Source organism: Evtepia gabavorous (assembly GCF_003425665.1).
Taxonomy (GTDB): Bacteria; Bacillota; Clostridia; order Oscillospirales; family Oscillospiraceae; genus Evtepia; species Evtepia gabavorous.
On sequence record NZ_QQRQ01000005.1, the window covers coordinates 16,292 to 37,404 of the forward strand.

21 protein-coding genes are annotated in these 21,113 nt (G+C 62.7%); 9 read left to right on the forward strand and 12 right to left on the reverse strand.

Annotated features, from left to right (window positions below; genetic code table 11):
• Positions 1–9: 9 nt before the first annotated feature.
• Genes DV520_RS04380 through DV520_RS04400 form a run of 5 tightly spaced genes read right to left on the reverse strand, consistent with a single transcriptional unit; the run spans position 10 to position 4,108 of the window.
• Positions 10–360 carry a hypothetical protein gene (locus DV520_RS04380; protein WP_117141911.1) on the reverse strand — a complete coding sequence of 117 codons (351 nt, stop codon included), beginning with the start codon at positions 358–360 and terminating at the stop codon, positions 10–12.
• A 19-nt stretch (positions 361–379) separates the two neighbouring features.
• A complete protein-coding gene (locus DV520_RS04385) occupies positions 380–1,279 on the reverse strand; it encodes a hypothetical protein (RefSeq protein ID WP_242984652.1) in 900 nt (299 codons plus the stop codon).
• A complete protein-coding gene (locus DV520_RS04390) occupies positions 1,188–2,513 on the reverse strand; it encodes a phage portal protein (RefSeq protein WP_117141913.1) in 1,326 nt (441 codons plus the stop codon). The genes DV520_RS04385 and DV520_RS04390 overlap by 92 nt, the downstream gene beginning before the upstream one ends.
• 24 nt (positions 2,514–2,537) lie before the next feature.
• Positions 2,538–3,794, reverse strand: a complete 1,257-nt coding sequence (locus DV520_RS04395) for a PBSX family phage terminase large subunit (RefSeq protein ID WP_117141914.1) — start codon at positions 3,792–3,794, stop codon at positions 2,538–2,540.
• Positions 3,791–4,108 (reverse strand): hypothetical protein, encoded by a 318-nt coding sequence (locus DV520_RS04400; RefSeq protein ID WP_021920480.1) that lies wholly within the window; start codon positions 4,106–4,108, stop codon positions 3,791–3,793. Before DV520_RS04400 ends, DV520_RS04395 begins: the two co-directional genes overlap by 4 nt.
• A 191-nt stretch (positions 4,109–4,299) precedes the next feature.
• On the opposite strand from DV520_RS04400, the gene DV520_RS04405 reads away from it, so the two are divergent.
• The 6 genes from DV520_RS04405 (at position 4,300) to DV520_RS04435 (ending at position 11,793) form a co-directional block, all read left to right on the forward strand.
• Positions 4,300–5,808 carry a sigma-54 interaction domain-containing protein gene (locus DV520_RS04405; protein WP_117141916.1) on the forward strand — a complete coding sequence of 503 codons (1,509 nt, stop codon included), beginning with the start codon at positions 4,300–4,302 and terminating at the stop codon, positions 5,806–5,808.
• A gap of 348 nt (positions 5,809–6,156) precedes the next feature.
• Complete coding sequence (locus tag DV520_RS04415; protein ID WP_117141918.1) at positions 6,157–7,611, forward strand: 4-hydroxyphenylacetate 3-hydroxylase family protein; 1,455 nt, start codon at positions 6,157–6,159, stop codon at positions 7,609–7,611.
• A gap of 33 nt (positions 7,612–7,644) precedes the next feature.
• A complete protein-coding gene (locus tag DV520_RS04420; RefSeq protein ID WP_117141919.1) occupies positions 7,645–7,938 on the forward strand; it encodes a NifU family protein in 294 nt (97 codons plus the stop codon).
• A gap of 19 nt (positions 7,939–7,957) precedes the next feature.
• Positions 7,958–9,256: an acetyl-CoA hydrolase/transferase family protein gene (locus DV520_RS04425; RefSeq protein WP_021920300.1), complete on the forward strand. Its 1,299-nt coding sequence runs from the start codon at positions 7,958–7,960 to the stop codon at positions 9,254–9,256.
• Positions 9,257–9,284: 28 nt separating this feature from the next.
• Positions 9,285–10,397 (forward strand): 4-hydroxybutyrate dehydrogenase, encoded by a 1,113-nt coding sequence (locus DV520_RS04430; protein ID WP_021920299.1) that lies wholly within the window; start codon positions 9,285–9,287, stop codon positions 10,395–10,397.
• Between the two features lie 40 nt (positions 10,398–10,437).
• Positions 10,438–11,793, forward strand: coding sequence for an aspartate aminotransferase family protein (locus DV520_RS04435; RefSeq protein WP_117141920.1), 1,356 nt, complete (start codon positions 10,438–10,440; stop codon positions 11,791–11,793).
• A 63-nt stretch (positions 11,794–11,856) separates the two neighbouring features.
• Here DV520_RS04435 and rpoN read toward each other — a convergent pair whose 3' ends face one another.
• The 3 genes from rpoN to DV520_RS04450 are packed head-to-tail and all read right to left on the reverse strand — an operon-like array spanning position 11,857 to position 14,429.
• Positions 11,857–13,188: an RNA polymerase factor sigma-54 gene (rpoN, locus tag DV520_RS04440; RefSeq protein WP_117141921.1), complete on the reverse strand. Its 1,332-nt coding sequence runs from the start codon at positions 13,186–13,188 to the stop codon at positions 11,857–11,859.
• Between the two features lie 27 nt (positions 13,189–13,215).
• Complete coding sequence (locus DV520_RS04445; RefSeq protein WP_117141922.1) at positions 13,216–13,914, reverse strand: hypothetical protein; 699 nt, start codon at positions 13,912–13,914, stop codon at positions 13,216–13,218.
• Entirely contained in the window at positions 13,911–14,429 is a 519-nt protein-coding gene (locus DV520_RS04450; RefSeq protein WP_021920295.1) for an RNA polymerase sigma factor, read from the reverse strand. Before DV520_RS04450 ends, DV520_RS04445 begins: the two co-directional genes overlap by 4 nt.
• Before the next feature lie 199 nt (positions 14,430–14,628).
• Between DV520_RS04450 and DV520_RS04455 the strand changes: the two genes are divergently transcribed.
• Complete coding sequence (locus DV520_RS04455; protein ID WP_021920294.1) at positions 14,629–15,090, forward strand: hypothetical protein; 462 nt, start codon at positions 14,629–14,631, stop codon at positions 15,088–15,090.
• Here DV520_RS04455 and DV520_RS12270 read toward each other — a convergent pair.
• On the reverse strand, positions 15,075–15,227 hold the full coding sequence (locus DV520_RS12270; protein ID WP_021920293.1) for a hypothetical protein: 153 nt from the start codon (positions 15,225–15,227) through the stop codon (positions 15,075–15,077). The two genes, DV520_RS04455 and DV520_RS12270, sit on opposite strands and share 16 nt — an antisense overlap.
• 221 nt (positions 15,228–15,448) lie before the next feature.
• Here DV520_RS12270 and DV520_RS04460 point away from each other — a divergent pair, with 221 nt between their 5' ends.
• Positions 15,449–16,135: a response regulator transcription factor gene (locus DV520_RS04460; protein WP_021920292.1), complete on the forward strand. Its 687-nt coding sequence runs from the start codon at positions 15,449–15,451 to the stop codon at positions 16,133–16,135.
• A 7-nt stretch (positions 16,136–16,142) separates the two neighbouring features.
• Positions 16,143–17,624, forward strand: a complete 1,482-nt coding sequence (locus tag DV520_RS04465; RefSeq protein ID WP_117141976.1) for a HAMP domain-containing sensor histidine kinase — start codon at positions 16,143–16,145, stop codon at positions 17,622–17,624.
• A 120-nt stretch (positions 17,625–17,744) separates the two neighbouring features.
• Here the strand turns inward: DV520_RS04465 and DV520_RS04470 are convergent, their stop codons facing one another.
• The 3 genes from DV520_RS04470 to DV520_RS04480 form a co-directional block, all read right to left on the reverse strand.
• Entirely contained in the window at positions 17,745–19,400 is a 1,656-nt protein-coding gene (locus DV520_RS04470) for an S-layer homology domain-containing protein (protein ID WP_117141924.1), read from the reverse strand.
• A gap of 189 nt (positions 19,401–19,589) precedes the next feature.
• Positions 19,590–20,318 (reverse strand): ABC transporter ATP-binding protein, encoded by a 729-nt coding sequence (locus DV520_RS04475; protein ID WP_117141925.1) that lies wholly within the window; start codon positions 20,316–20,318, stop codon positions 19,590–19,592.
• A gap of 4 nt (positions 20,319–20,322) precedes the next feature.
• A complete protein-coding gene (locus DV520_RS04480; RefSeq protein WP_117141926.1) occupies positions 20,323–21,111 on the reverse strand; it encodes an ABC transporter ATP-binding protein in 789 nt (262 codons plus the stop codon).
• Between the last annotated feature and the right edge of the window lie 2 nt (positions 21,112–21,113).

The following is a 21,113-nucleotide window of genomic DNA, read 5'->3' on the forward strand; positions in this document are numbered from 1 at the left end:
TTTCACGCCTCACAGGAACAACCCCATGGTTTTTTCCTCTGTGTTCAGGTTCACCACCAGGCAGGCTCTGCCCGTCTCCCCGGTCTGTTCCGGGCGCAGGCCCCCGGCTCCGTCGGTCACCAGCCGGTTCCACCCCAGCACCGGGGCGGGGGACCCGCTGTACTTCACCCGGACATATCCCCGGATTTGCACCGCGGCGTGATTGTTCCGTTTGTTCAGCACCACGCCCACCGGCGCCACGCCGCCGTTGGCGTTGCGCACGGTGTCATTGCCGTCCATTCCCGCGATGCCTCCGGTGGTCACCGCTACCGCCTTCATGGTTACCACCATGCTTCCCATGCCGCCAAACTCCACACTCATGCTGTTCTCCTCCCTTTCTTCAGATCACAAAGGACCCGTCGTTTGCCTCTGGGCCCGTCTCTCCCCCGTCGTACCGCAGCTGCACCGGCATGGGCAGCTTTTCCTCCAGCCGCCGGGCATAGCAGGCCCGCAGCCGTTCCAGCTCCGGCTCTTCCAGCCTGTCGGCAATGGCCCGCAGGGTCTCACCCCCCAGGCCCTCCTCTGCCAAAAGACCCAGCCGGACCGTCTCCTGCCGCAGCCCGTCCAGGTATCGCCGCCCCATCTCCGCCTGCCGCCGCAGGGCCTTCAGTTCCTCCCGCCAGGGGCCCTCTTGGTCCAGACTCGACAGCAGCTGTTCCAACGTGCCCGCTTCCCGGAAGCCTTTGACCACCCCAGCTCTGGGCTGGGCGGGAACCGCCACAAAGGACCACTCAAAGGCGTCGGTGGGGTCTGCCAGCCGTGCAATGCAGCGTTTGCCCTCATAGGTTCTCCCCTTCACATGGCTGCACAGCCCCCGGTCATGGATGTCATGGCCGCAGATGGAGCACACACACCGGGAGACCGCGCAGCTGACGCTGACCTCCTTCTTGATGCCCCCTGCGATCTCCGCAATCAGCCCCTCGTTCTCCTGGGTCCGCAGCATGTACGCATACCCTTTCAGGTAGCACCCCGGCTCCCCCGCCTCAGAGCGCACCCCCGGTTCCTCCACCAACTCTGTCCGATAAATCCGGGCCCGCTGGTCCCGGGCGCTCCAGTTGTGGTCAAAGATTCCCGTCTTCCCCACAAACAACTCTGCCAGCCGCTCCAAGTCCTTCCGGCTGAAATATTCCTGGTCCCGGTCTGTCTGGTTATCGCACAGGCGCACGGTAAAGAGATAGACCTCCTCCGCCGTCAGGCTGGTGCCGTTTCTCTGGTTCACGATGGCCAGCTCCTCCTCCACGGGGGCTGTTTTCCCCTGGGCCTGGGCCTCCTTGGTCACTGTCTGCATAGGCTTCCTCCTTCTCCTGTTGTCTTTCCTGATCTCTGCTCTCCCGGGCCATCTGTTCCGCCTGCTGCCGGTACAGGGCCGCCCGGGCCTCCTCCACCTGATCCTGCAAGTCAATTTCCTCCCACTCCACTTGGAAGGCGCAGTCCTTTCCATGCATGCGCAGCCACAGCGTACAGATCTTTTCCACCACCGGGGTCAGGGTCCGCCGCAGCGCGGCCAGCTCACTGGTCATAATGTCCGCCTGCTGGCTGCTCATCCGCTCTGTGGAGGACCAGTTCAGCCCCAGCAGGAAGGGAGGAATCCCCGTCTGGGCGATCAGCTGCTCCAGAATCATCCGCACCGGTGCCTGGCAGTCGGGGATGGCGCACTCCGCGCCAATGACCTTGATCTCCACATCCCCCACCGCCACAAAGTCCCGCACAGCCCCGGACCGGGTGCTCTCCATGGCCTCTGCCCACCGCTGGGCCAGCAGCTGGCTTCTCGCCTGCACCCGCCGGTGGTCCAGCGCCTCTTCCCCCGGCTTGTACACCACGGCAAAGCGGACATTGCCCGCCCGTTCCCAGTTGGCGCCCAGGGTCTGATAGATTTTCAGCAGCACCCCCGACAAAAAGGGCAGGCTGTGGAGCAGGGACACCCCGTACGGATGCTCCGGGCTGGGGTGGTACGGGGTAAAGAGCAGCAGCTCCTGGCGAGGCAGCACCTCTGTCCGGCCGTCCGGCCGCCGCAGGGCCAGCAAAACCTCCAGGGGGGAGTCCCCCTCCTTAACCTGGACATCCGACACCCGCCCGCACAGCACAGCGGCAATGTCCCGCCCATCCCGGCTGGGGACAATCTCTCCCACCGCCCGTCCACAGGTGAGCAGGCAGTCCAGGTAGCTGTCCAGGAAAGCCTGGATGCCCTTTTGATTCCACCCCACCGGCACCGTGCGGAGAAAGTGGTTCAGCGCCCGCTCTGCCTCCTTGTCCTGGCAGGTCACCCCCACGCCGCCGGCCAGCCGGACCAGCTTCAGCACCGCCGCGTCCACCACCGGCACCGCCTCCCGAATGGCCCGGTACAGGGAAAACTCCGGCTGGTGCAGGGGCACATATCCATCGATCAGGGAAAAGGGATGCCGGTCCGCCGGCCGCAGCTGAACCGGTGCCGGCTTCTCCGGGGGTTCCTTTCCTCTTCCTCTCCAAAATCCCATGACACACTCCTCTCCTATCTGCTTTCAAACGTGCCGCTCCACATATCCGGCAAAAAAGAGGTCCTCTCCCTCCTCCGGCGCCACCACTGTGGCCACGAAATACCGGATCTCATCCATGGCGTGGTCAAATTCCTTCCGCACCCGGTCCCGGTCCCCGGCGGACAGGTCCCAGCAATAGGAGGCAAACTCCCGAATGGCGTCGGTGCAGGGGGGACAAATGACAATCTTCCCCTGCTTCAGGGCGTCCGCCGTCTGCCGGATGCCGGAGAGCACCTCATTGTCGGCCTTTCTCACGTGCCAGCCCTCCCGCCGCAGCACCTCCAAAAAGGAGGCCGCTGAGGGGTCCACCACCACCGCCTCAATCTCCCGCCCGCCGGCCAGCTCCCGCAGCCGCTGGGCGTACTCCTGGTCGGTCTGCTGCCGCCGGGCCGCCCGGGCGTCGTAATAATACTCTTGCACCCGGTACCACACCCCGCCCCACTTTCCCCACAGTCCCATGGAGGTGGGGTTGACCGTCCCATAGTCACAGGAGATCACCCACCGGTCCGCTGGTTCCGCCGGTGCCGACCGCACCATGCTCTCCTCAAAGAAGTCATAGACCAGCCCTTCCGCCGCAGTCCACTCCCCCAGCACAAACCGCCGGTAAAAGGCCCCCTGAAAGGTCCGCTCATACCGCTGCCGGGTTTCCTGGGACAGAGTGGGGTTGTCCTCCATAAAGAACCGCAGGTGGAGCAGGTTCCGCGCCTGGGCCTTGCAGATCCACTCCCGATAAAACCAGTGCCCCGGCCCCGCCGGGTTGCAGGAGAACCAGAATTTTGCCCCCGTCACAGAGCACCGGGCACAGGCCTGCTCCACAAAGGAGCGGGGCATCAGCGCCACCTCGTCCAGCAGCACCCCCGCCAGGGTCACCCCTTGGATCAGCGCCGCGCTCCCCTCATCCTTCCCGCCGAAGAGGAAATAGGTGTTCTCCACCCCGCCGCACCGGATCTTCATCCAATTCCGGGAGAGTTTCTCCTCCCAGGTAAACCCCAGGCCCTCCAAAACCGGCAGCACGCTGGACAGCAGATTCCGCCGCACAGACTCCGTGGTCTTTCCGCACAGCGCAAACTGCTGCCGCTGGAATCGGGTCATGCTCCACAGGACAAAGGAGAGGCCCAGGCACAAGGTCTTCCCGCTGCGCACCGCCCCATCACAGAGGATGGCATCCTTTCCCGCGTCCGGAGAGCCCCGATTCCACCACCGAAGCACCCGCTTCTGCTTTTCGGAAAAGCACAGCCTCATCGCCGGGAGCACATCCCCTCCGGTGCCTGGGGCCGGTCCAGCGCCTCTAAAAAGGCCGCCGCGCCCCGGTTCTCCTCGTCCTTCAGCTGCTCCAGCAGCTTTTCCAGTACCGCCGCCCGGTCGGTGAGCTTCACCTCCACCGCCCCGCTGCTGTTCCGCTTAAACTCCGTCAGGCACCCCAAGTCCAACGTGTCAATCTCCTGGGTCTGCTCCTGGGTCAAATAGGCCAGCTTCACCACGTCGTTGGCCGCCCCCGCCGCCAGGGCCATCATCTGCTCCAGCACAGCTCGGCGGTTCACCGTTCGTTTTCCCACTGTCATCCCTCCTCACCCTATGGGAAAACACCCCCTTGAGGGGGACGTTTTCGTACACCCTTTTTCAAAAAATCAAAAAATTTTTCAAATTTTCTTTCCCAAGGCCGATGTTTCCCGGCCGCCCCGCCGCTTCCCCAGGTTCCATTTGACACCCCTCCCCCTATTTGCTATCCTGAACTCGAGGTGAAACCATGAAACGAAATCGCGTCTATCTCCCCCAATCCCTTCCCCTCCCCTTCTCCGCAGAACAACTTGACCCCCTGCCCCGTCTCATTGCCATTTTGGAGAGCTCCTTTGACGGCATTTTCGTCACCGATGCCCAGGCCCGCCCCATCTGGTGCAACCACTCCTACGAGGTCATCTCCGGCCTAACCGCCCAGGAGGTCCTGGGGGTCCCCATGGGGGAACTGGTCCGCCGGGGCACCATCTCCCACTCCGCCACCCTGGAGGCCCTGGCGCAGGGCCAGGCGGTCACCATCAACCAGACCTTCACCACCGGCAAGCGGGCGGTGGTCACCAGCACCCCCATTTACGACCAAACAGACCAGATTTGCCTGGTGGTCACCAACGTCCGGGACATCTCTGAGCTCATCGCCCTCCAGGAGACCTTGGACCACCAACGCCGCCTCTCCGCCCGCTATCAGCAGGAGATCGCGGTCATCCGGGACCAGCTCCTCCACACCCCCCAGCTGGTGGCGGAGGACCCGGCCACCCTGAACCTCCTGCGCATCGTGGGCCGGGCCGCCCAGCTGGACACGGTGGTCCTCATCCAGGGGGAGACGGGCACCGGCAAGGAACGGATTGCCTCCTACATCCACCAGAACTCCCCTCGGGCCCGAAAAAACTTCATCCGGGTCAACTGCGGCGCCATCCCGGAAAGCCTGGCGGAAAGTGAGCTCTTCGGCTATGAGCGGGGTGCCTTCACCGGTGCCAACCGAGAGGGCAAACCCGGCCTCTTCGAGGTGGCCCACGAGGGCACCATTTTCCTGGACGAAGTAGGTGAGCTCTCCCTGGCCACCCAGACCAAGCTCCTTCGGGTTCTCCAGGAAAAAGAGATCACCCGGGTGGGGGGCAGCAAGCCCATTCCCATTGACGTCCGGGTCATCGCCGCCACCAACCGAGACCTGCAAAAGTGCGTCACCGAAGGCGCCTTCCGGGAGGACCTCTACTACCGTCTGAGCGTCTTTCCCGTCTGGGTGCCCCCTCTGCGGGAGAGAAAGCTGGACATCCCCAAACTGGCCGCCTCCGTCATCGAGGAACTCAACCAGACCTACGAGCACAAAAAATCCCTTACCGTCGGGGCGGAGGCCACCCTGCTCCAATACCCTTGGCCCGGCAACGTCCGGGAACTGCGCAACGTCATGGAACGGGCCTTTATTATGAGCGACGGAGAGGAAATCCAGGCTGAGGACCTGGCCATTTTGGACAACGGCAGTCTCCACACCCCCAAAACCATCTCCCCCACCTACGGGGTAGAGCCCCAACACCCCCAGTCCCCAGCCCCCGCACCGGAATGTCCCCCTCTTACGGAAGAGAGCCTCCAGGCCCAGGTGGAGCGGTTTGAGGCCGCCCTCATCGCCCAGGCCCTGGCGGAGGCGGGCTCCCTCCGGGCTGCGGCCCGCCGGCTCCAAATGGACCCGGCCACCCTCCTCCGCCGAAAGAAAAAATACCAGGCACAGCGCCGCCTGCTCCCCGACTGATTCATTTCTAAAACACCTTCCCCCGGCGATCCCAGTGTTTCAGTTTTGCGGCGTGTTTTATTTTCAAAACAGAATAGCCTCCCGCCCCTGGTTTCTCTCTGTGTTTCGTCACAAAAGAACTCCCCTGTGGCTCGGTCTCTCTTTGATCCGGCCCCAGGGGAGTTTCCTTTTTCCGTTCTTTTTTCAAATTTTTATCCTGTTTTTTTGCCTGGTTTTCTTTTTTGCCCATAGTTGGCACGATAATTGCTTGTATTGATAGGCGAAGGCAATTTCACCTCCTTCGCTGACAAATACATTCTTGCACCTTTAGGAGAACCACATCTCAAAACACGGAAAGGACGAAATACTATGGCAATGATGACTGGAAAAGAATACGTTGAGAGCCTGCGGGCCATGAAGCTGCGGGTCTACATGTTCGGCAAGCGGGTGGAAAACCCCGTGGACGATCCCATCCTCCGCCCCTCGGTCAACTCCGTTCGGATGACCTATGATCTGGCCCAGGGTCCCAATTATAAGGCGCTGATGACCGCCACCTCCCATCTCACCGGAGAGACCATCAACCGGTTCACCCACATCCACCAGTCCACCGAGGACCTGGTCAACAAGGTCAAGATGCAGCGCCTGCTGGGCCAGGTCACTGCGGCATGTTTCCAGCGCTGCGTGGGGATGGACGCCATCAACGCCGTGTACAGCACCACGTACGAAATTGACCAGAAGCACGGCACCAGCTACCACGAAAACTTCCGCAAGTTTGTGGCCGAGGCCCAGACCAAGGACTGGACCATTGACGGCGCCATGACCGACCCCAAGGGCGACCGGTCCCTGCCCCCCCACAAGCAGGAGGACCCGGACATGTTCCTCCACGTGGTGGAGCGGCGTCCCGACGGCATCGTGGTCCGGGGGGCCAAAGCCCATCAGACGGGCATGTGCAATTCCCACCAGGTCCTGGTGATGCCCACCCAGGCCATGGGGCCCGATGACAAGGACTACGCCGTCTCCTTCTCCGCCCCCGCCGACGCCGAGGGACTGTTCATGATCGTCGGCCGCCAGAGCTGCGACACCCGGAAGCTGGAGAACACCGACATCGACGTGGGCAACGCCCAGTACGGCGGGGTGGAGCTGCTGGTGGTCTTTGACGACGTGTTCATCCCCAACGAAAACATCTACCTCAACGGGGAGACCGAGTTTGCCACCATGATGGTGGAGCGGTTTGCCGGCTACCACCGCCAGAGCTACGGCGGCTGCAAGGTGGGCGTGGGGGATGTGCTCATCGGCGCTTCCGCCGTGGCCGCCGACTACAACGGTGTAGCCAAGGCCAGCCACGTCAAGGATAAGCTCATTGAGATGATTCACCTCAACGAGACCATGTATTCCTGCGGCATCGCCTGCTCCGCCGAGGGGACCAAAACCGCCTCCGGCAACTACCTTATCGACCTGCTCCTGGCCAACGTCTGTAAGCAGAACGTCACCCGCTTCCCCTATGAGATGGCCCGCATCGCCGAGGACCTGGCCGGCGGCAGCGTGGGCACCTGCCTGTCCGAGGCCGACCTCCGGGGGGAATTCACCGGTCCCTGGGTGGCCAAATACATGAAGAACGGCACCGGCACCACCGCGGAAAACCGCATGCGGATTCTCCGCCTCATCGAAAACCTCTCCCTGGGTTCCGGCGCCGTGGGCTACCGCACCGAGTCCCTCCACGGGGCCGGTTCTCCCCAGGCCCAGCGGGTTATGATCGCCCGCCAGGGGGACATTGAGGGGAAGAAAAAGCTGGCCAAGCGCATCGCCCATGTGAAAGAGGACTGACCGTCCCACACCCAACGTCAGGAGGAGATCACGATGACTGCAACGCTGGAACAACTTCTGGAGACACTGGTCCGCCCCGCCCTGCGCGCCCACAATGGGGACGTGGAACTGGTGGGCTACCAGGACGGTATTCTCCGGCTGCGGATGCTGGGCCAGTGCGCCGGCTGTCCCGCCGCCGCCATGACCAACGAGACCTTGATCGAGGGCCAGCTCATGCCCCTGCTCCCCGATCTGAAGGAGGTCATCCTGGTCCACACCGTTGACGCGTCCCTGCTGGCCGAGGCCCGGTCTCTTATGACCCGGGCCCGGTCCCGGGACCAAGGATAACGCAAAGGAGGGATTTCCCATGGACTGGAAAACCTGGTATCAAGAGCACCTCTGTCCCCCCCAGCAGGCCGTCCGCCGGATTCGTTCCGGGGACCGGGTGGTGGTGGCCCACGCCACCGGCGAGCCCTCCCTCCTGCTGGATGCCATGGTGGCCAACGCCGCCCAATATGAGCATGTGGAGATCGTCCACATGGTGGCCATGGGCAAGGCGGAATACTGCCAGCCCGCATACGACCGAAACTTTCACCACAACAGCTTTTTCCTGGGGGCCACCAGCCGGGCCGCCGCCGCGGAAGGGCGGGCCGACTTCACCCCCGTCTACTTCTCCGAAATTCCCGCCCTTCTCCGGGACCACCTCCACCCCAACGTGGCCCTCATCCAGGTCTCGCCTCCGGATGAGCACGGCTACTGCAGCTTAGGGGTCTCTGTGGACTACACCAAAACCGCCGCCGAGGAGGCCGACCTGGTCATCGCCCAGGTCAACCAAAACATGCCCCGGACCCTGGGGGACAGCTTCCTCCATGTCACCCGGTTTGACTGCATCGTGGAGAGCTGCACCCCCGTCATTGAGCTGCCGCCCCCCAAGATCAGCCAGGTGGAGCGGGCCATCGGGCAAAACGTGGCCCAGCTGGTCCGGGACGGGGATACCCTTCAGCTGGGCATCGGCGCCATTCCCGATGCTGTCCTGCTGTTCCTGAAAGAGAAGAACGACCTGGGCATCCACACGGAGATGTTCTCCGACGGCGTGGTGGAGCTGGCCGAGGCGGGCAACATCACCAACCAAAAGAAGACCCTCCACCGGGGCCAGAGCGTGGCCACCTTCCTCATGGGCACCCGCCGCCTCTACGACTACGTGGACAACAACCCCGCCGTGGCCATGTACCCTGTCCAGTATGTCAACGATCCCTATGTCATTGCCCAGAATGACAACCTGGTCTCCATCAACTCCTGCGTGCAGATTGACCTGATGGGGCAGGTGGTCTCCACCTCCGTGGGCCTGCGGCAGATCTCCGGGGTGGGTGGCCAGATTGACTTTGTCCGGGGGGCCAATATGAGCAAGGGCGGCCGGGCCATCATGGCCATGCCCTCCACCACCGGCAAGGGCAAGGTCTCCAAGATCGTCCCCTTCCTGGACCCCGGCTCTGCGGTGACCACCACCCGCAATGATGTCAACTACGTCATCACCGAGTACGGCATCGCCCAGCTTCGGGGCAAAACCCTCCGCCAGCGGGCGGAAGCCCTCATTGAAATCGCTCACCCCGATTTCCGGGACGCCCTGCGGGAGGAGTACCGCCGCCGCTTCCCCAGAACCTATTGATTCCAAACGAAAGGCACGGTGCATTCCCATGACACAGTTTGTCATTCATCCCTCCATCTGGCAGTACGACACCTGCCAGGCCTTCGCCCAGGACTTCCACCTGGGTCCCCAGGACCTGCTCCTCACCAATGAGTTTCTCTACACCCCCTACTTTGCCCCCTTGAACCTGCCCTGCCCGGTCCTCTTCCAGGAGAAATACGGCCTGGGAGAGCCCTCAGACGAGATGGTGGAGGCCATCTACCGGGATATGCCCAAGGAGGTCACCCGGGTCATTGCCGTGGGCGGCGGCGGGGTGCTGGACATCGCCAAGCTCCTGGTCCTCCAGCATGTCACCCCCATCCTGGACCTTTACGATGGCAAGCTTCCCCTGCAAAAGGCCCGGGACCTGGTGCTGGTCCCCACCACCTGCGGCACCGGCAGCGAGGTCACCAACATCTCCATCCTGGCGCTCCTCTCCCGCCGGACCAAGAAAGGTCTGGCCCATGAGAGCATGTTCGCTGATCAGGCGGTCCTCATCCCCGAGCTGCTGAAGGGCCTTCCCTTCTCCGTCTTTGCCACCAGCTCCATTGACGCCCTGATCCACGCCATTGAGTCCAGCCTCTCCCCCAAGGCCAGCGCCACCACAAAGCTCTTCGGCTACCAGGCCATTGCCTGGATTCTCAAGGGCTATCTGGCCATCCGGGACCAGGGACCCGACGCCCGCTTCCCCCTGCTGTCCCAGTTCCTCCTGGCCAGCAACTACGCCGGCATCGCCTTCGGCAACGCCGGCTGCGCCGCGGTCCACGCCCTGAGCTACCCCTTGGGCGCCGTCTATCACGTCCCCCATGGGGAGTCCAACTACGCCATGTTCACCGGCGTCATGAAGCAATACTTAGCCATTCGGTCCGACGGCGCCATCGCCGAGCTCAATGCCTTCCTGGCCCAGCTTCTGGACTGCCCGCCCGAGGCCGTGTACGAGGCCCTGGAGGACCTGCTCTCCTGCCTGCTGCCCAAGAAAGCCCTCCACGAATACGGCATGCAGGAGCATGAGCTGGCGGAGTTCACCGACTCCGTCCTGGCAAACCAGCAGCGCCTGCTTCAAAACAACTTTGTCCCCCTCTCCCGGGAGCAGATTTACGCCATTTACCGCTCCCTCTACTAAATCCCCCACACCATTTTGAACCAGAAAGGATGGGATTCCCATGCTGCGTACCGCCCTGCCCGAAATCATCACCGACACCCTTCCCGGCCCCAAGGCCCAGGCCCTGATTGACCGCCGCGCCCAAGCCGTGCCCGCCGCCATCCGCTGTGTCTACCCCGTGGCCATCGCCCGGGGCGAGGGCGCCATGCTGGAGGACCTGGACGGCAACCGCTTTCTGGACTGGATCGGCGGCGTCGGCGTGCTGAACATCGGCTACTCCCACCCGGAGGTCATCGACGCGGTCAAGGCCCAGGCGGAACAATACTTTCATGGCATGTTCAACATCGTCACCCACGAGGGCTACGTGGCCCTGGCGGAAAAGCTGGCCCAGCTGGCCCCTGTGCGGGGGACGTCCAAGAAAGTGTTCTTCGCCAACTCCGGCGCCGAAGCCGATGAGAACGCTGTCAAGATCGCCCGGGCCTACACCGGGCGGCCCAATCTCATCACCTTCTCCGGGGCTTTCCACGGCCGCACCCTGCTCACCATGACCCTGACCGCCAAGAAAGCCTATACCACCGGTCTGGGGCCTCTGGCCACCGGGGTTTACCGGGCCCAGTTCCCCTACCTTTACCGCAGTCCCGACGGTCTGTCTGAGGAGGAAGTTTTTGCCGCCTGCCTCCAGAGCCTCCAAGATGTCTTTGAGGAGGGCACCCCCGCCGACCAGGTGGCCGCCCTCATTCTGGAGCCCCTCCAGGGAGAAGGCGGCTTCCTCCCCGCCCCCCTTCCCTGGGTCAAGGCCCTCAGAAAGGTGTGCGATGACCACGGCATCCTCCTGATCGCCGACGAAGTCCAGTCGGGCTTCTGCCGCACCGGCCGGATGTTCGCCTCGGAATACTGGCAGGAGGCCGGGGCCGCCCCGGACATCCTCACCGCCGCCAAGTCCATCGCCGCAGGCCTGCCCATCAGCGCCATTGTGGCCCGGTCCGAGATCATGGACGCTGTCCCCGCGGGCACCATCGGCGGCACCTACTGCGGCAATCCCCTGGCCTGCGCCGCCGCGCTGAAAACCATCGAGCTGATGGAACGGGACGACCTGGCCGCTCGTTCCCGCCAAATCGGCCAGATCGTAACCGCCCGATGCGCCCAATGGCAAACGAAGTTCCCCCTCTTAGGGGATGTCCGGGGCCTGGGCGCCATGATCGGCCTGGAGTTTGTAAAGGACCCTGTCACCAAGGCCCCCAACGGCGACCTGGTCTCCGCCCTGGTACAGGAATGCGCCCGCCACGGGCTGCTCATTGAAAACGCCGGCCGTTGGGGACAGGTGGTGCGTTTCCTGGCCCCTCTGACCATCACCGACCACCAGCTCCACTGCGGCCTGGATATCCTGGAAAACGCACTGAAAACCTGCACACAATAACCACCTCTCCGTCAAAAAAGGAGCCCAGCCATCGTTTGGCTGGGCTCCTTTTGGGCTTCTTCCTCACCGCCGCCGGCGATAGGCCGGGGGCAGTCCCATTTCCCGGCGGTACTTGGCCACCGTCCGGCGGGCCAGGGGCATCCCCGCCGCCTGGAGCCGTTCCCCCAGCGCCTGGTCACTCAGCGGCCGCCGGGGGTCCTCCCCCTGGATCATCCTGGCCAGTGCGGCCTTCGCCCGCTGGGGGGAGGCCCCCTCCGCCCCCATGGGCCGGGCAAAAAAGTACTCCATGGGAAACAGTCCCTGACGGCACTGAAGGTATTTGTGCCTCAGCGCCCGGGTCACCGTGGAGGGATGGACCCCCAGCTGCACCGCCACCTCCCGGCGCAGCAGCGGCCCCGGCGCCGCCTGACAGCCCCGGAAATAGGCCGCCTGGGCCTGGACCAGGGCCTGCACGCAGGCCTCCAGCGTCTTCCGCCGCCGCTGCACGCACGTCAGCACCCACTGGGCCTGCTGGAGCTTTTGACGCAGATAGTCCGCAGTCTCCGCCTCCACCCCTCCGCGCAGCATCTGCCGGTAGGTCTGGCTCACCTGATACTGGGGCAAATCCCACTGGTTGACAAAAACCCGCAGCTCTCCGTCCATCTCCGCCACCCAGACATCCGGCCGGATGAATGGCACCGCCGGCGGTTCCACCCCTTCCCCCACCGGGCTGGGGGAGAGGGCGCGGATCTCCCGGGCTGCCGCCTCCACCTGCCGCTGGGTGACCCCCAGCCGCCGGGCCAACGCCCCATAGTGCTCCTTGCTCAGTTCCTCCAAATGGCCCTGACAGATGGCTTGGGCCACTGTATGCTCCCCTGGCAGCCGCCGCAGCTGGAGCAGCAGACACTCCTCCAGACTCCTGGCCCCCACACCCGCAGGCTCCAGGGACTGGAGAACCTCCACCCCCCGCTCCAGAAGCTCTGCCGGCACGCCTGCTGTCCGCAGCCCCGCCAGGTCCTCCGGGTCCAACCGTCCGTCATCGTCCAGCAACCCCGCCAAATACCGGCACACCGCCAGCAATTCGGGCGACAGACCCCGCCGGGCCAACTGTTCCTCCAGCAAAAACGCCAAGGACTCCGTCGGCGACTCTCCCCGGCCCCAGTCCCCTTCCTGGGCAGTCTGTCCGGTCCAAGGAGTGTCGCCCAGCCAGGGCACCTGGCTGGCAAAGGCCTCCCACGTATCCTGCCCCTGCCCCTGCCCGGGCTCCGCCTCCTCCAGCACCGGGTTCTCCAACGCCAGTTCTTTGAGATACGCCCCCAGCTCCAGCGTATTCATCTGCAACATCTCCATGGACTGCAGCAGCCCAGGCGACAGCTTCAAAACCTGCGCCAGCTCCATACCCTGGGTCAGTTCCATTGCGATCCCCCTCCCTGCGCACGGGTCTCATTCTGCCGTGACTTCCCACGTTTGCCGGCGGCTGTCGTACCCGGCCTCGTTCTCCGCAAAAAACAACACTTCCACCTGGTAACGCTCCCCGGGCCGGCCCTGGTAGGAAATCTCTCCTCCATATTCCATCGTCCCTTCCGTCCAGAGTTCGTCGGTCTTCCGATCATATCGGACCGTCTCCATCCAAACACCCCCCACTTTATGCCGGATCACAATTTCCTCGGCCCCCAGTGCCTCTACCTGCCCCTTTCCCGCAATGAAATAGCGAATGGTCATCCTCCCCGCCTCTTCCACCTGGACTTCCAGGGTCTCCCCTGCTATCTGCGGGCTGTCCTCCGTCTGCCATGGGCTGTGGACCTGGAACATCCCCTCGTGCCCCGCCGCGGGCAGAACCGCAGCGGCCAGCAGCGCCGCCAGAACCGCTGCCGCCATCCATCCCCTTTTCCTCCGCCGTCGTGGGCGCGTTGTTCCCGCCGCGCCCCGCTCTCCTTCATAGCGTTTCCAAAAGGCTTCCAAAGACGCCGATGTCCGGGCCCTCCGTACTGCTTCCGACTGCCCCTCCCGGGCCATGAGTTCCTCCACCACCTGAACAACCTGCTCCGCGTCACAGGACGACGCCATGAGAAAGTCATTCTGAAGCATCTGCTCCAATTCCTCCCGGGACAATGCCCGCATGGTCTCCTCCAACCGTTTCATGGTGTCCCCCCTTCCAGCTTTCTCCTCTGGGCCCGCAGCTTTTTTCGAATACGCTGCATTCGTTTCTGGCAGGACCACAGCGAGAGCCCCAATCGCTCTGCCGCCGCCTGGTGCCCCAGCTTTTCCAGTGCCACCATCCGAAGCAGCGCCACCTCCTCCGGGGACAAAAGCGCCGCCGCTTTTTCCCAGAGCTGCCCCGCGTACTCCCGGTCCTCCCACTGCCCCAGCTGATCGGGTGCAGCCAGGGATTCCTCCAGCACCGTGTTCTTTGCCCGCTGCCTGGCCTGCTCCCGCAGGACATGGAGCGCCTTGTATTTTGCCGTCTGGATCAGCCACCGCTCCGGATGTTCCCCCGCCGCCAGTTCCTCTATTTTGGGAACCGCCGCCAAAAAAGTTTCCTGAACAATTTCTTCTGCCAAAAGGGCGTCCCCCACCGCCCATTGAGCATAGCGATGCAGAACGCCATACCAGCGTTCGTAAAGGGTGCTTAACAGTGCACGCTGTGTCTGATCCATTCTTGCCCATCCCCTCCCGTGTTTTTCCCCCATTATACCGGGATTTTCCACCCGGGTAAATACAGGGGCGTCAACTTCTCCCGTTTCCACAAACTTGAAAAATCGTCCCTCTTTTTTCGCAAATTCTGTCCGTTTTTCCCGCCCTGTGGGAATAAAAAAATAGCAGCATTTTCCCCGCGCCATAGAAAGGAGCTTTTATATGAGACATTGTTTTCGTTTTTTCCCGGCCGCCGTCCTTCTCTCCCTGCTTGTCACCGCCTGTGCCCCAGCCTCTTCTCCGGACGCACCCTCGCTTCAGGCCACGGAGCTTGGTCACGGCACCTCCCGCACCTCCGTGGAGACCCAGATTCAGAGCGGCAGTCTTTCCTCTGACAACGGGGCCTGGCTGACCCTCCAGGTAAAAAACCTGGGCGGCACAGCCATCCTCGTCACCCTGGACAAAGACCCGGAGACCTGCATCACCATAGAGCCCGGTGCCTCCGGCACCCTTACAACAGAGCTGAGCGCGGTCCCCAGCGACCACCTGTTCCAGCTCCGCGCCGCCCAAGCCGGGGCTGAACTGTATGCCGCCCACACCCTCATCCAGTCCACGAAAAAACCCGCGGAATCCGTTCTCCCGGATTCCGCGGGTTTTCCCATTCGGCCTCAGGTTCCAGCCTGACCGCCGTTGTTGCTGTTTCCAGCGCCGCCGATGAGGCTGCTCTTGTCGCTCACCTGCTGCTGGCTGCGGGCCTTCTTCTGCTTGCCCTGGCCCTGTTCAAACTGGTTGCAGGGCTTATTTTCCTTTTTCTGGCTCATCTTGCATCTCCTTTCTCATTAAGAGTTCCCTCCTAATATGCCCCGCCATCCGGGACTTATTCCTTGACGAACCTTCCCGTCCATGCAATAATATTTTTATCTCCCCCGCCGGCAGCCGACCGGTGCTCTCTCGGGCTGCGGCGCGGGTTCTTCATGATTTATTCAAAATGATCTGATATGCTATCCCTCGACATGATTTTTACGGAAAGCGGGTGACCCCCATGGCAAGAAAGGTACTGATCGTGGAGGATGAGAGCAACATCGCTGAGCTCATCAACCTCTACCTAAAAAAAGAAGGCTATGAAACCATGGTCGCCGGAGATGGCGGCAAAGCACTGGAGCTCTATCGCCTCTTTCGCCCTGACCTGGTCCTCCTGGACATTATGCTTCCTGTGATGGATGGCTGGGCGGTCTGCGCCAAAATTCGGGAGACCGACAAAACCCCTATCATCATGCTCACCGCCAAGGGCGAGACCATTGACAAGGTGGCCGGCTTGGAGATGGGGGCCGACGACTATATTGTCAAACCCTTTGAAATGAAAGAACTGCTGGCCCGGGTCCACGCGGTTCTCCGCCGCCTGGGCGGGGACGAGGCCAAAGCCCGCCGTCTCACCTTTGATGGACTGGTCATCAACCTGGATTCCTACGAGCTGGAGGTCCGGGGCAAGCGGGTGGACACCCCGCCCAAGGAGCTGGAGCTCCTCTTCCATCTGGCCTCCTCCCCCAACCGGGTGTTTACCCGGAACCAACTGCTGGACGAGGTCTGGGGATTTGACTACTTTGGTGACTCCCGCACAGTGGATGTACACATCAAGCGGCTGCGGGAAAAGCTGGAGGGGGTCAGCGACCAGTGGTCCCTGAAAACGGTCTGGGGCGTGGGCTATAAGTTCGAGCTACACAACGGCTGATATGAATATGAAGCGGACGAAAAGCATGTACCTGCGCCAGGTCACCGTGATGCTGGGCCTGATCATCCTCTGCATGGTCCTGTTGGGCGCGGGCTTTTTCTCCCTGTCCTACCGGCACCAGCTGGAGGAAATCCAAACCACCCTGGACCGAAACGCCGGATTTATTTCCAGCTACGCCAACGCCGCCATCACCAAGGGCGACTCTCTGTCCGGGGAGGACTTTATCAACTACATCTACTCCGCTGTGCGCCTGACGGATACCACGGTTCTGGTCTGCAACACCAAGGGCCAGATTCTCTGTGCCGCCGGGGTCAACCTGAACGAGGACCTGCTCAACTCCTCCACCATTGCGGACCTCAGCGTCCCCTCCTGGGCAGTGAATCAGCTGCTCAACGGCAAGCCATACAGCGGGGTCACCACCTTTGGTCAGCTCCTGTCCAGCAAATGCTACCTGACCAGCGAAGTTCTCTCCCCCCTGGTGCAGGACCGGGTTTCCGGGGAGCTCATCTCCTCCGGCATCCCCACAGGTTTTCTCTTCGTGGCCGCAGACGCCACCTCCGTGCTGGATTTTCTGGAGAATACCTTCCAGCTCTTCTTCATCACCGCCGTGGCGGTGCTGCTGATCTCCCTGGTGATCTGCTCCATCACCGTGCAGCGCATGGTGGACCCCCTGAAGGGCATGTGCGCCTTCGCCCACAAATTCGCCCACGGCGAGGTGGACACCCGGATCACCGAATACACCAACCGCAAGGACGAGATTGGAGAGCTGGCCATCGCCTTCAACGCCATGGCCGACTCCCTGGCCCAGGCAGAGCAAAAGCGCAGCGAGTTTGTGGCCAACGTCTCCCACGAGCTGAAAACTCCCATGACCACCATCGCCGGCTTTGCCGACGGCATTCTGGACGGTACCATCCCCCCGGAAAAGGAGCGGGAATCCTTACAGGTTATCTCTTCAGAGACCCGCCGCCTGTCCCGGCTGGTCCGCCGGATGCTGGAGCTCTCCCGGCTCCAGTCCTCCGAACGGGTGGCCGCCCAGGAGCAGTTTGACGTGGCGGAGGTCCTTCTCCGGGTGCTGGTGAGCTTAGAGTCCAAGATTACGGAAAAGGATCTGGACGTGCAGACCCAGCTCCCCGACGGCCCTGTGATGGTTTGGGGCGACCCGGACGCGGTCACCCAGGTCTGCTACAACCTGCTGGACAACGCCGTGAAGTTCTCCTCTCCCCAGGGGCGTCTCACTCTCCGGATTACCACCAAGGCCGGCAAAGCCTATATCGCCATCGGCAACCAGGGCGAGACCATCCCCCCCCAGCAGCTCACCCATATCTTTGACCGGTTCCACAAGGCCGACTCCTCCCGCTCCACCCACAAGGACGGGGTGGGTCTGGGGCTCTACATTGTCAAAACCATCCTCAACACCTACAAAGAGGACATCACCGTCACCAGCCAGGACGGTTTTACCGAATTTACCTTCACCCTTTCCGAGGTGTGATCCCTCCCCCACGGACCCTTCCGTGGGGGACTTTTTCGGCGTGTTCCCCGCCCAAACGAAAAGACGAGAGACCTGCAAAGTCTCTCGTCTTTTTGATTCATTGGTTCGTCTCTCCGGCCCTTACCGCAGCACCATGCCGACCTTTCTCTCGTTCCAAATCTTCTCAAAGGTCTGGGCATTCTCCCAATATTGGTGGACCTGCCCCCGGTTGTAATAGTTATAGGGGTCGGAAATGAAGTATCCCTTGTTGGGATCATAGCCGCACACCAGCACCGCGTGGTTGTTGCTCACCAGCCGCTGGGTGGTGCCTTCAATATTGTAGTAACGATAGTACGGCGCCTCCCACCAGAGGGTCATATAGGCCACCACACAGTTGCCCGCCAGCAGTTCCCGCTGCAGGTCGGTGATGGAGGTCCCCCGGAAATCCGCGCACACAGCATCCCCGCCGCAGTAGCTGTTGGAATACTCCGCCAGCTTCGCCGGATAGATGGTGGTCCGGGTCCGCTTGGAGGTATCCGGCACATAGGGGGAGCCCACAAATCCCTTCTCCGGGTTGGAGCTGTGCCGGGGCAGATTGTCCAGGAAGTATTTCACCGATACCTCTTTGGCATACCCCTTGGCCTGCAGGCCCATCAGGGTGGCCACCGCCTCACAGCCCACCCAGGCATAGATGTTGTCAATCTGGCTGATATAGGGTACGTTGGCCATCTGGTAGGACGCGGCGGTCTGGGTCAGCGCCCCGGCGCTGTTGGCCGTGTACGCTCCCACCGTCTGGTTCACAGCCAGCTTGCCGTCACGGTCCACGTAGTACAGCTGACCGCCCACCTGATGGAACCCGGTCTGAAAGGTCATCTTTGTCAGGTCCACACCGCTCCAGCTCTCTCCGCCGCTGCCCGCTGCCGGGGTGTGGGACACCGATGCCTCGGCCACAGCCACAGCCGCCCAGTGGGCAGCGGTCATGTCCGAGAACAGCCCCAGGGTCAGCAGCTTGTTGGCCTGGGCCGCGTCTCCCGTCCGGCCCAGCATCCGGTTGACCACCGTGCAGGCCTCGGCCCGGGTCAACCCTTTTTCCGGGCGGAAGGTTCCATCGGGGTAGCCGGCGATCCACCCTTGGGCGGCGGCTACCCCGATCTGCTTGGCTGCCCAGTGGGTAGCCGGCACGTCGGGAAAAACAGCCGTTCCCTCCGCCTGGGGTTTCAGGCGGACCAGCAGATCCACAAACTCCGCCCGGGTGATGACCGCCTCCGGCCGGAAGGTGGTCCCGTTGTCAAACAGCCCCAGCGCGCACAGCGCCCGCACCGGCTGGGCGTACCACTGGCTGCTGGGCACATCGGTGTAGGAGCAGTCGCCCGTCCCGCTCTCTGGCTGGGCCAGCAGGCGATAGACCAGCTGGGCGGCCTGGGCCCGGGTCAGCTGTTTCTCCGGCTGGAAGGTCCCCTGGGGAAAGCCCTCCATGTACCGCACATGATCCTGGCGCAGCGCCGGTCCGGCAGGCACCTCACTGGGGGTCTCCGGCACCGATTCCTCCGGCGGCACAGGCTCCTCCGGCTGTTCCGGCGCCGGGTCGGCCGGTTCCTCTGCCGGCGGTTCCTGGGATTCCACCGGCGGCTCTCCCGGTGTGGTCGTCTCTTCCGTCTCCGGCACGGCGGGTTCCGTCTCCACCGCCGCCGGCATTTCCCCATCAGACACTGCCTCCGCCGCCAGGGCGGGGGAGGCCAGCACCATCAGGGACATGACCAGGGCCAGCGCCCCGGACAGCATTCGTCTTTTTTTCATCCCCTCATCTCCTGCCTTTCCTTCCACGGGCCTTCCAGCGTCGGCCCGGCTCTTTCCAGATTTCTCTCATTATATCGCCTCTCCCCTCCATCCGTCAACCCAAAGGCGCCATTTCCCGGCGCGCCCTGTCTGCACCTCCTAAAACAAAAATGCCGGACGGATCATCTCTTCCGTCCGGCATCCATGCTTTCATTCCGCCGCTTTCAGCAGCTGCTTGGTGTAGGGATGCACAGGATGGTCAAAAATCCCATCCACCGTGTTCTCCTCCACAATCTTCCCCTTCTGCATGACAATCACCCGGTCACAGCACTGGTAGATTACATTCAGGTCATGGGAGATAAACAGATAGCTCAGGTCATACGTCCGCCGCAGCTTCATCAGCAGGTCCAAAATCTGGTCTTGGATGGTCACATCCAGGGCCGACACCGCCTCATCCAGGATCACCAGCCGGGGCTGGACAATCATCGCCGCCGCGATGGACACCCGCTGCCGCTGACCGCCTGAGAGCTGAGCGGGCTTTCGATTGTGAAATTCCGGTCCCAGCCCCACGGCCTCCAGCATTTCTTCCGCCCGCCGCTTCCGCTCGGCGGCGGAGTACTTGCCATAGATCCGCAGGGGTTCCTCCACAATCCGCCGGATGGAGAAGGCGGGATTCAAGGAGGAATAGGGGTCCTGAAACACCATCTGCGGCCGGCGGGAGTGATGGACAATCTCCCCCTGGTACTCCGTCATGCCCAGAATGGACTTGGCCAGGGTAGACTTGCCGCTCCCCGATTCCCCCACCAGCCCCAGGACCTCTCCCCGGCCGATGGTCACATTGATGTCTTGGAGCACCTGGACGGTCCGCCCTCGGGAAAAGGCACTGCCGCCCTGGCGGTAAAAACTGTTGAGCTGGCGAATCTCCAAAATGGGTTCCATGGTCTTACCCCCGTTTCCGTCTGGTGGGAATGGCCGCGATGAGGCCCTTGGTGTAGTCCGCCTGAGGGTGGTAAAACACCTGGTCCACCGGCCCTTCCTCCAGCAGTTCTCCCTTGCACATCACCGCCACCCGGGTACACAGCTTCCGCACCACATGGAGGTTGTGGGAGATAAAAAGGATGCCCGTCCCCTTCTCCCGGTTGATCTTTTTCAGCAGATTCAAAATGCCCTCCTGGATCGTCACGTCCAGGGCCGTGGTGGGCTCGTCGCAGATCAGGAGCTTGGGCTCTGAAATGATGGCCGCCGCCACCATGGCCCGCTGGAGCATTCCCCCGGAGAGCTCGTGGGGGTATTTGCGATACAGCGTCCCCGGCTCCGGCAGTTCCGCATCCGCCATGGCCTGTAAGGCCCGGGCTCGACGCTCCTCGGCGCTCAGCTTGGTGTGGACCACCAGGGCCTCCTCCACCTGGGGCCCGATCCGCATCACCGGGTCCATGGAGGTCATGGGCTCTTGAAAGACCACAGCGATCTCCTTGCCCCGCAGCGCCCGGACCGTCTCCCGGGAGGCCTGGAGCAGGTCCAGCCCCTGAAAGAAAATGGCGCCGGAGAGTTCCGTCTTGGCGTGGCTCAGCAGCCCCGCCAGGGCCATGGCGGTCACCGTCTTTCCGCTGCCGGACTCGCCCACCAGACCCAGAATCTCCCCTTCATCCATGTGCAGGGAGATTCCCTTCACCGCCTCCCGCCCTTCCGGCGCGTTGCGGAAGCGAATGTGGAGGTCTTGAATGTCTAACATGC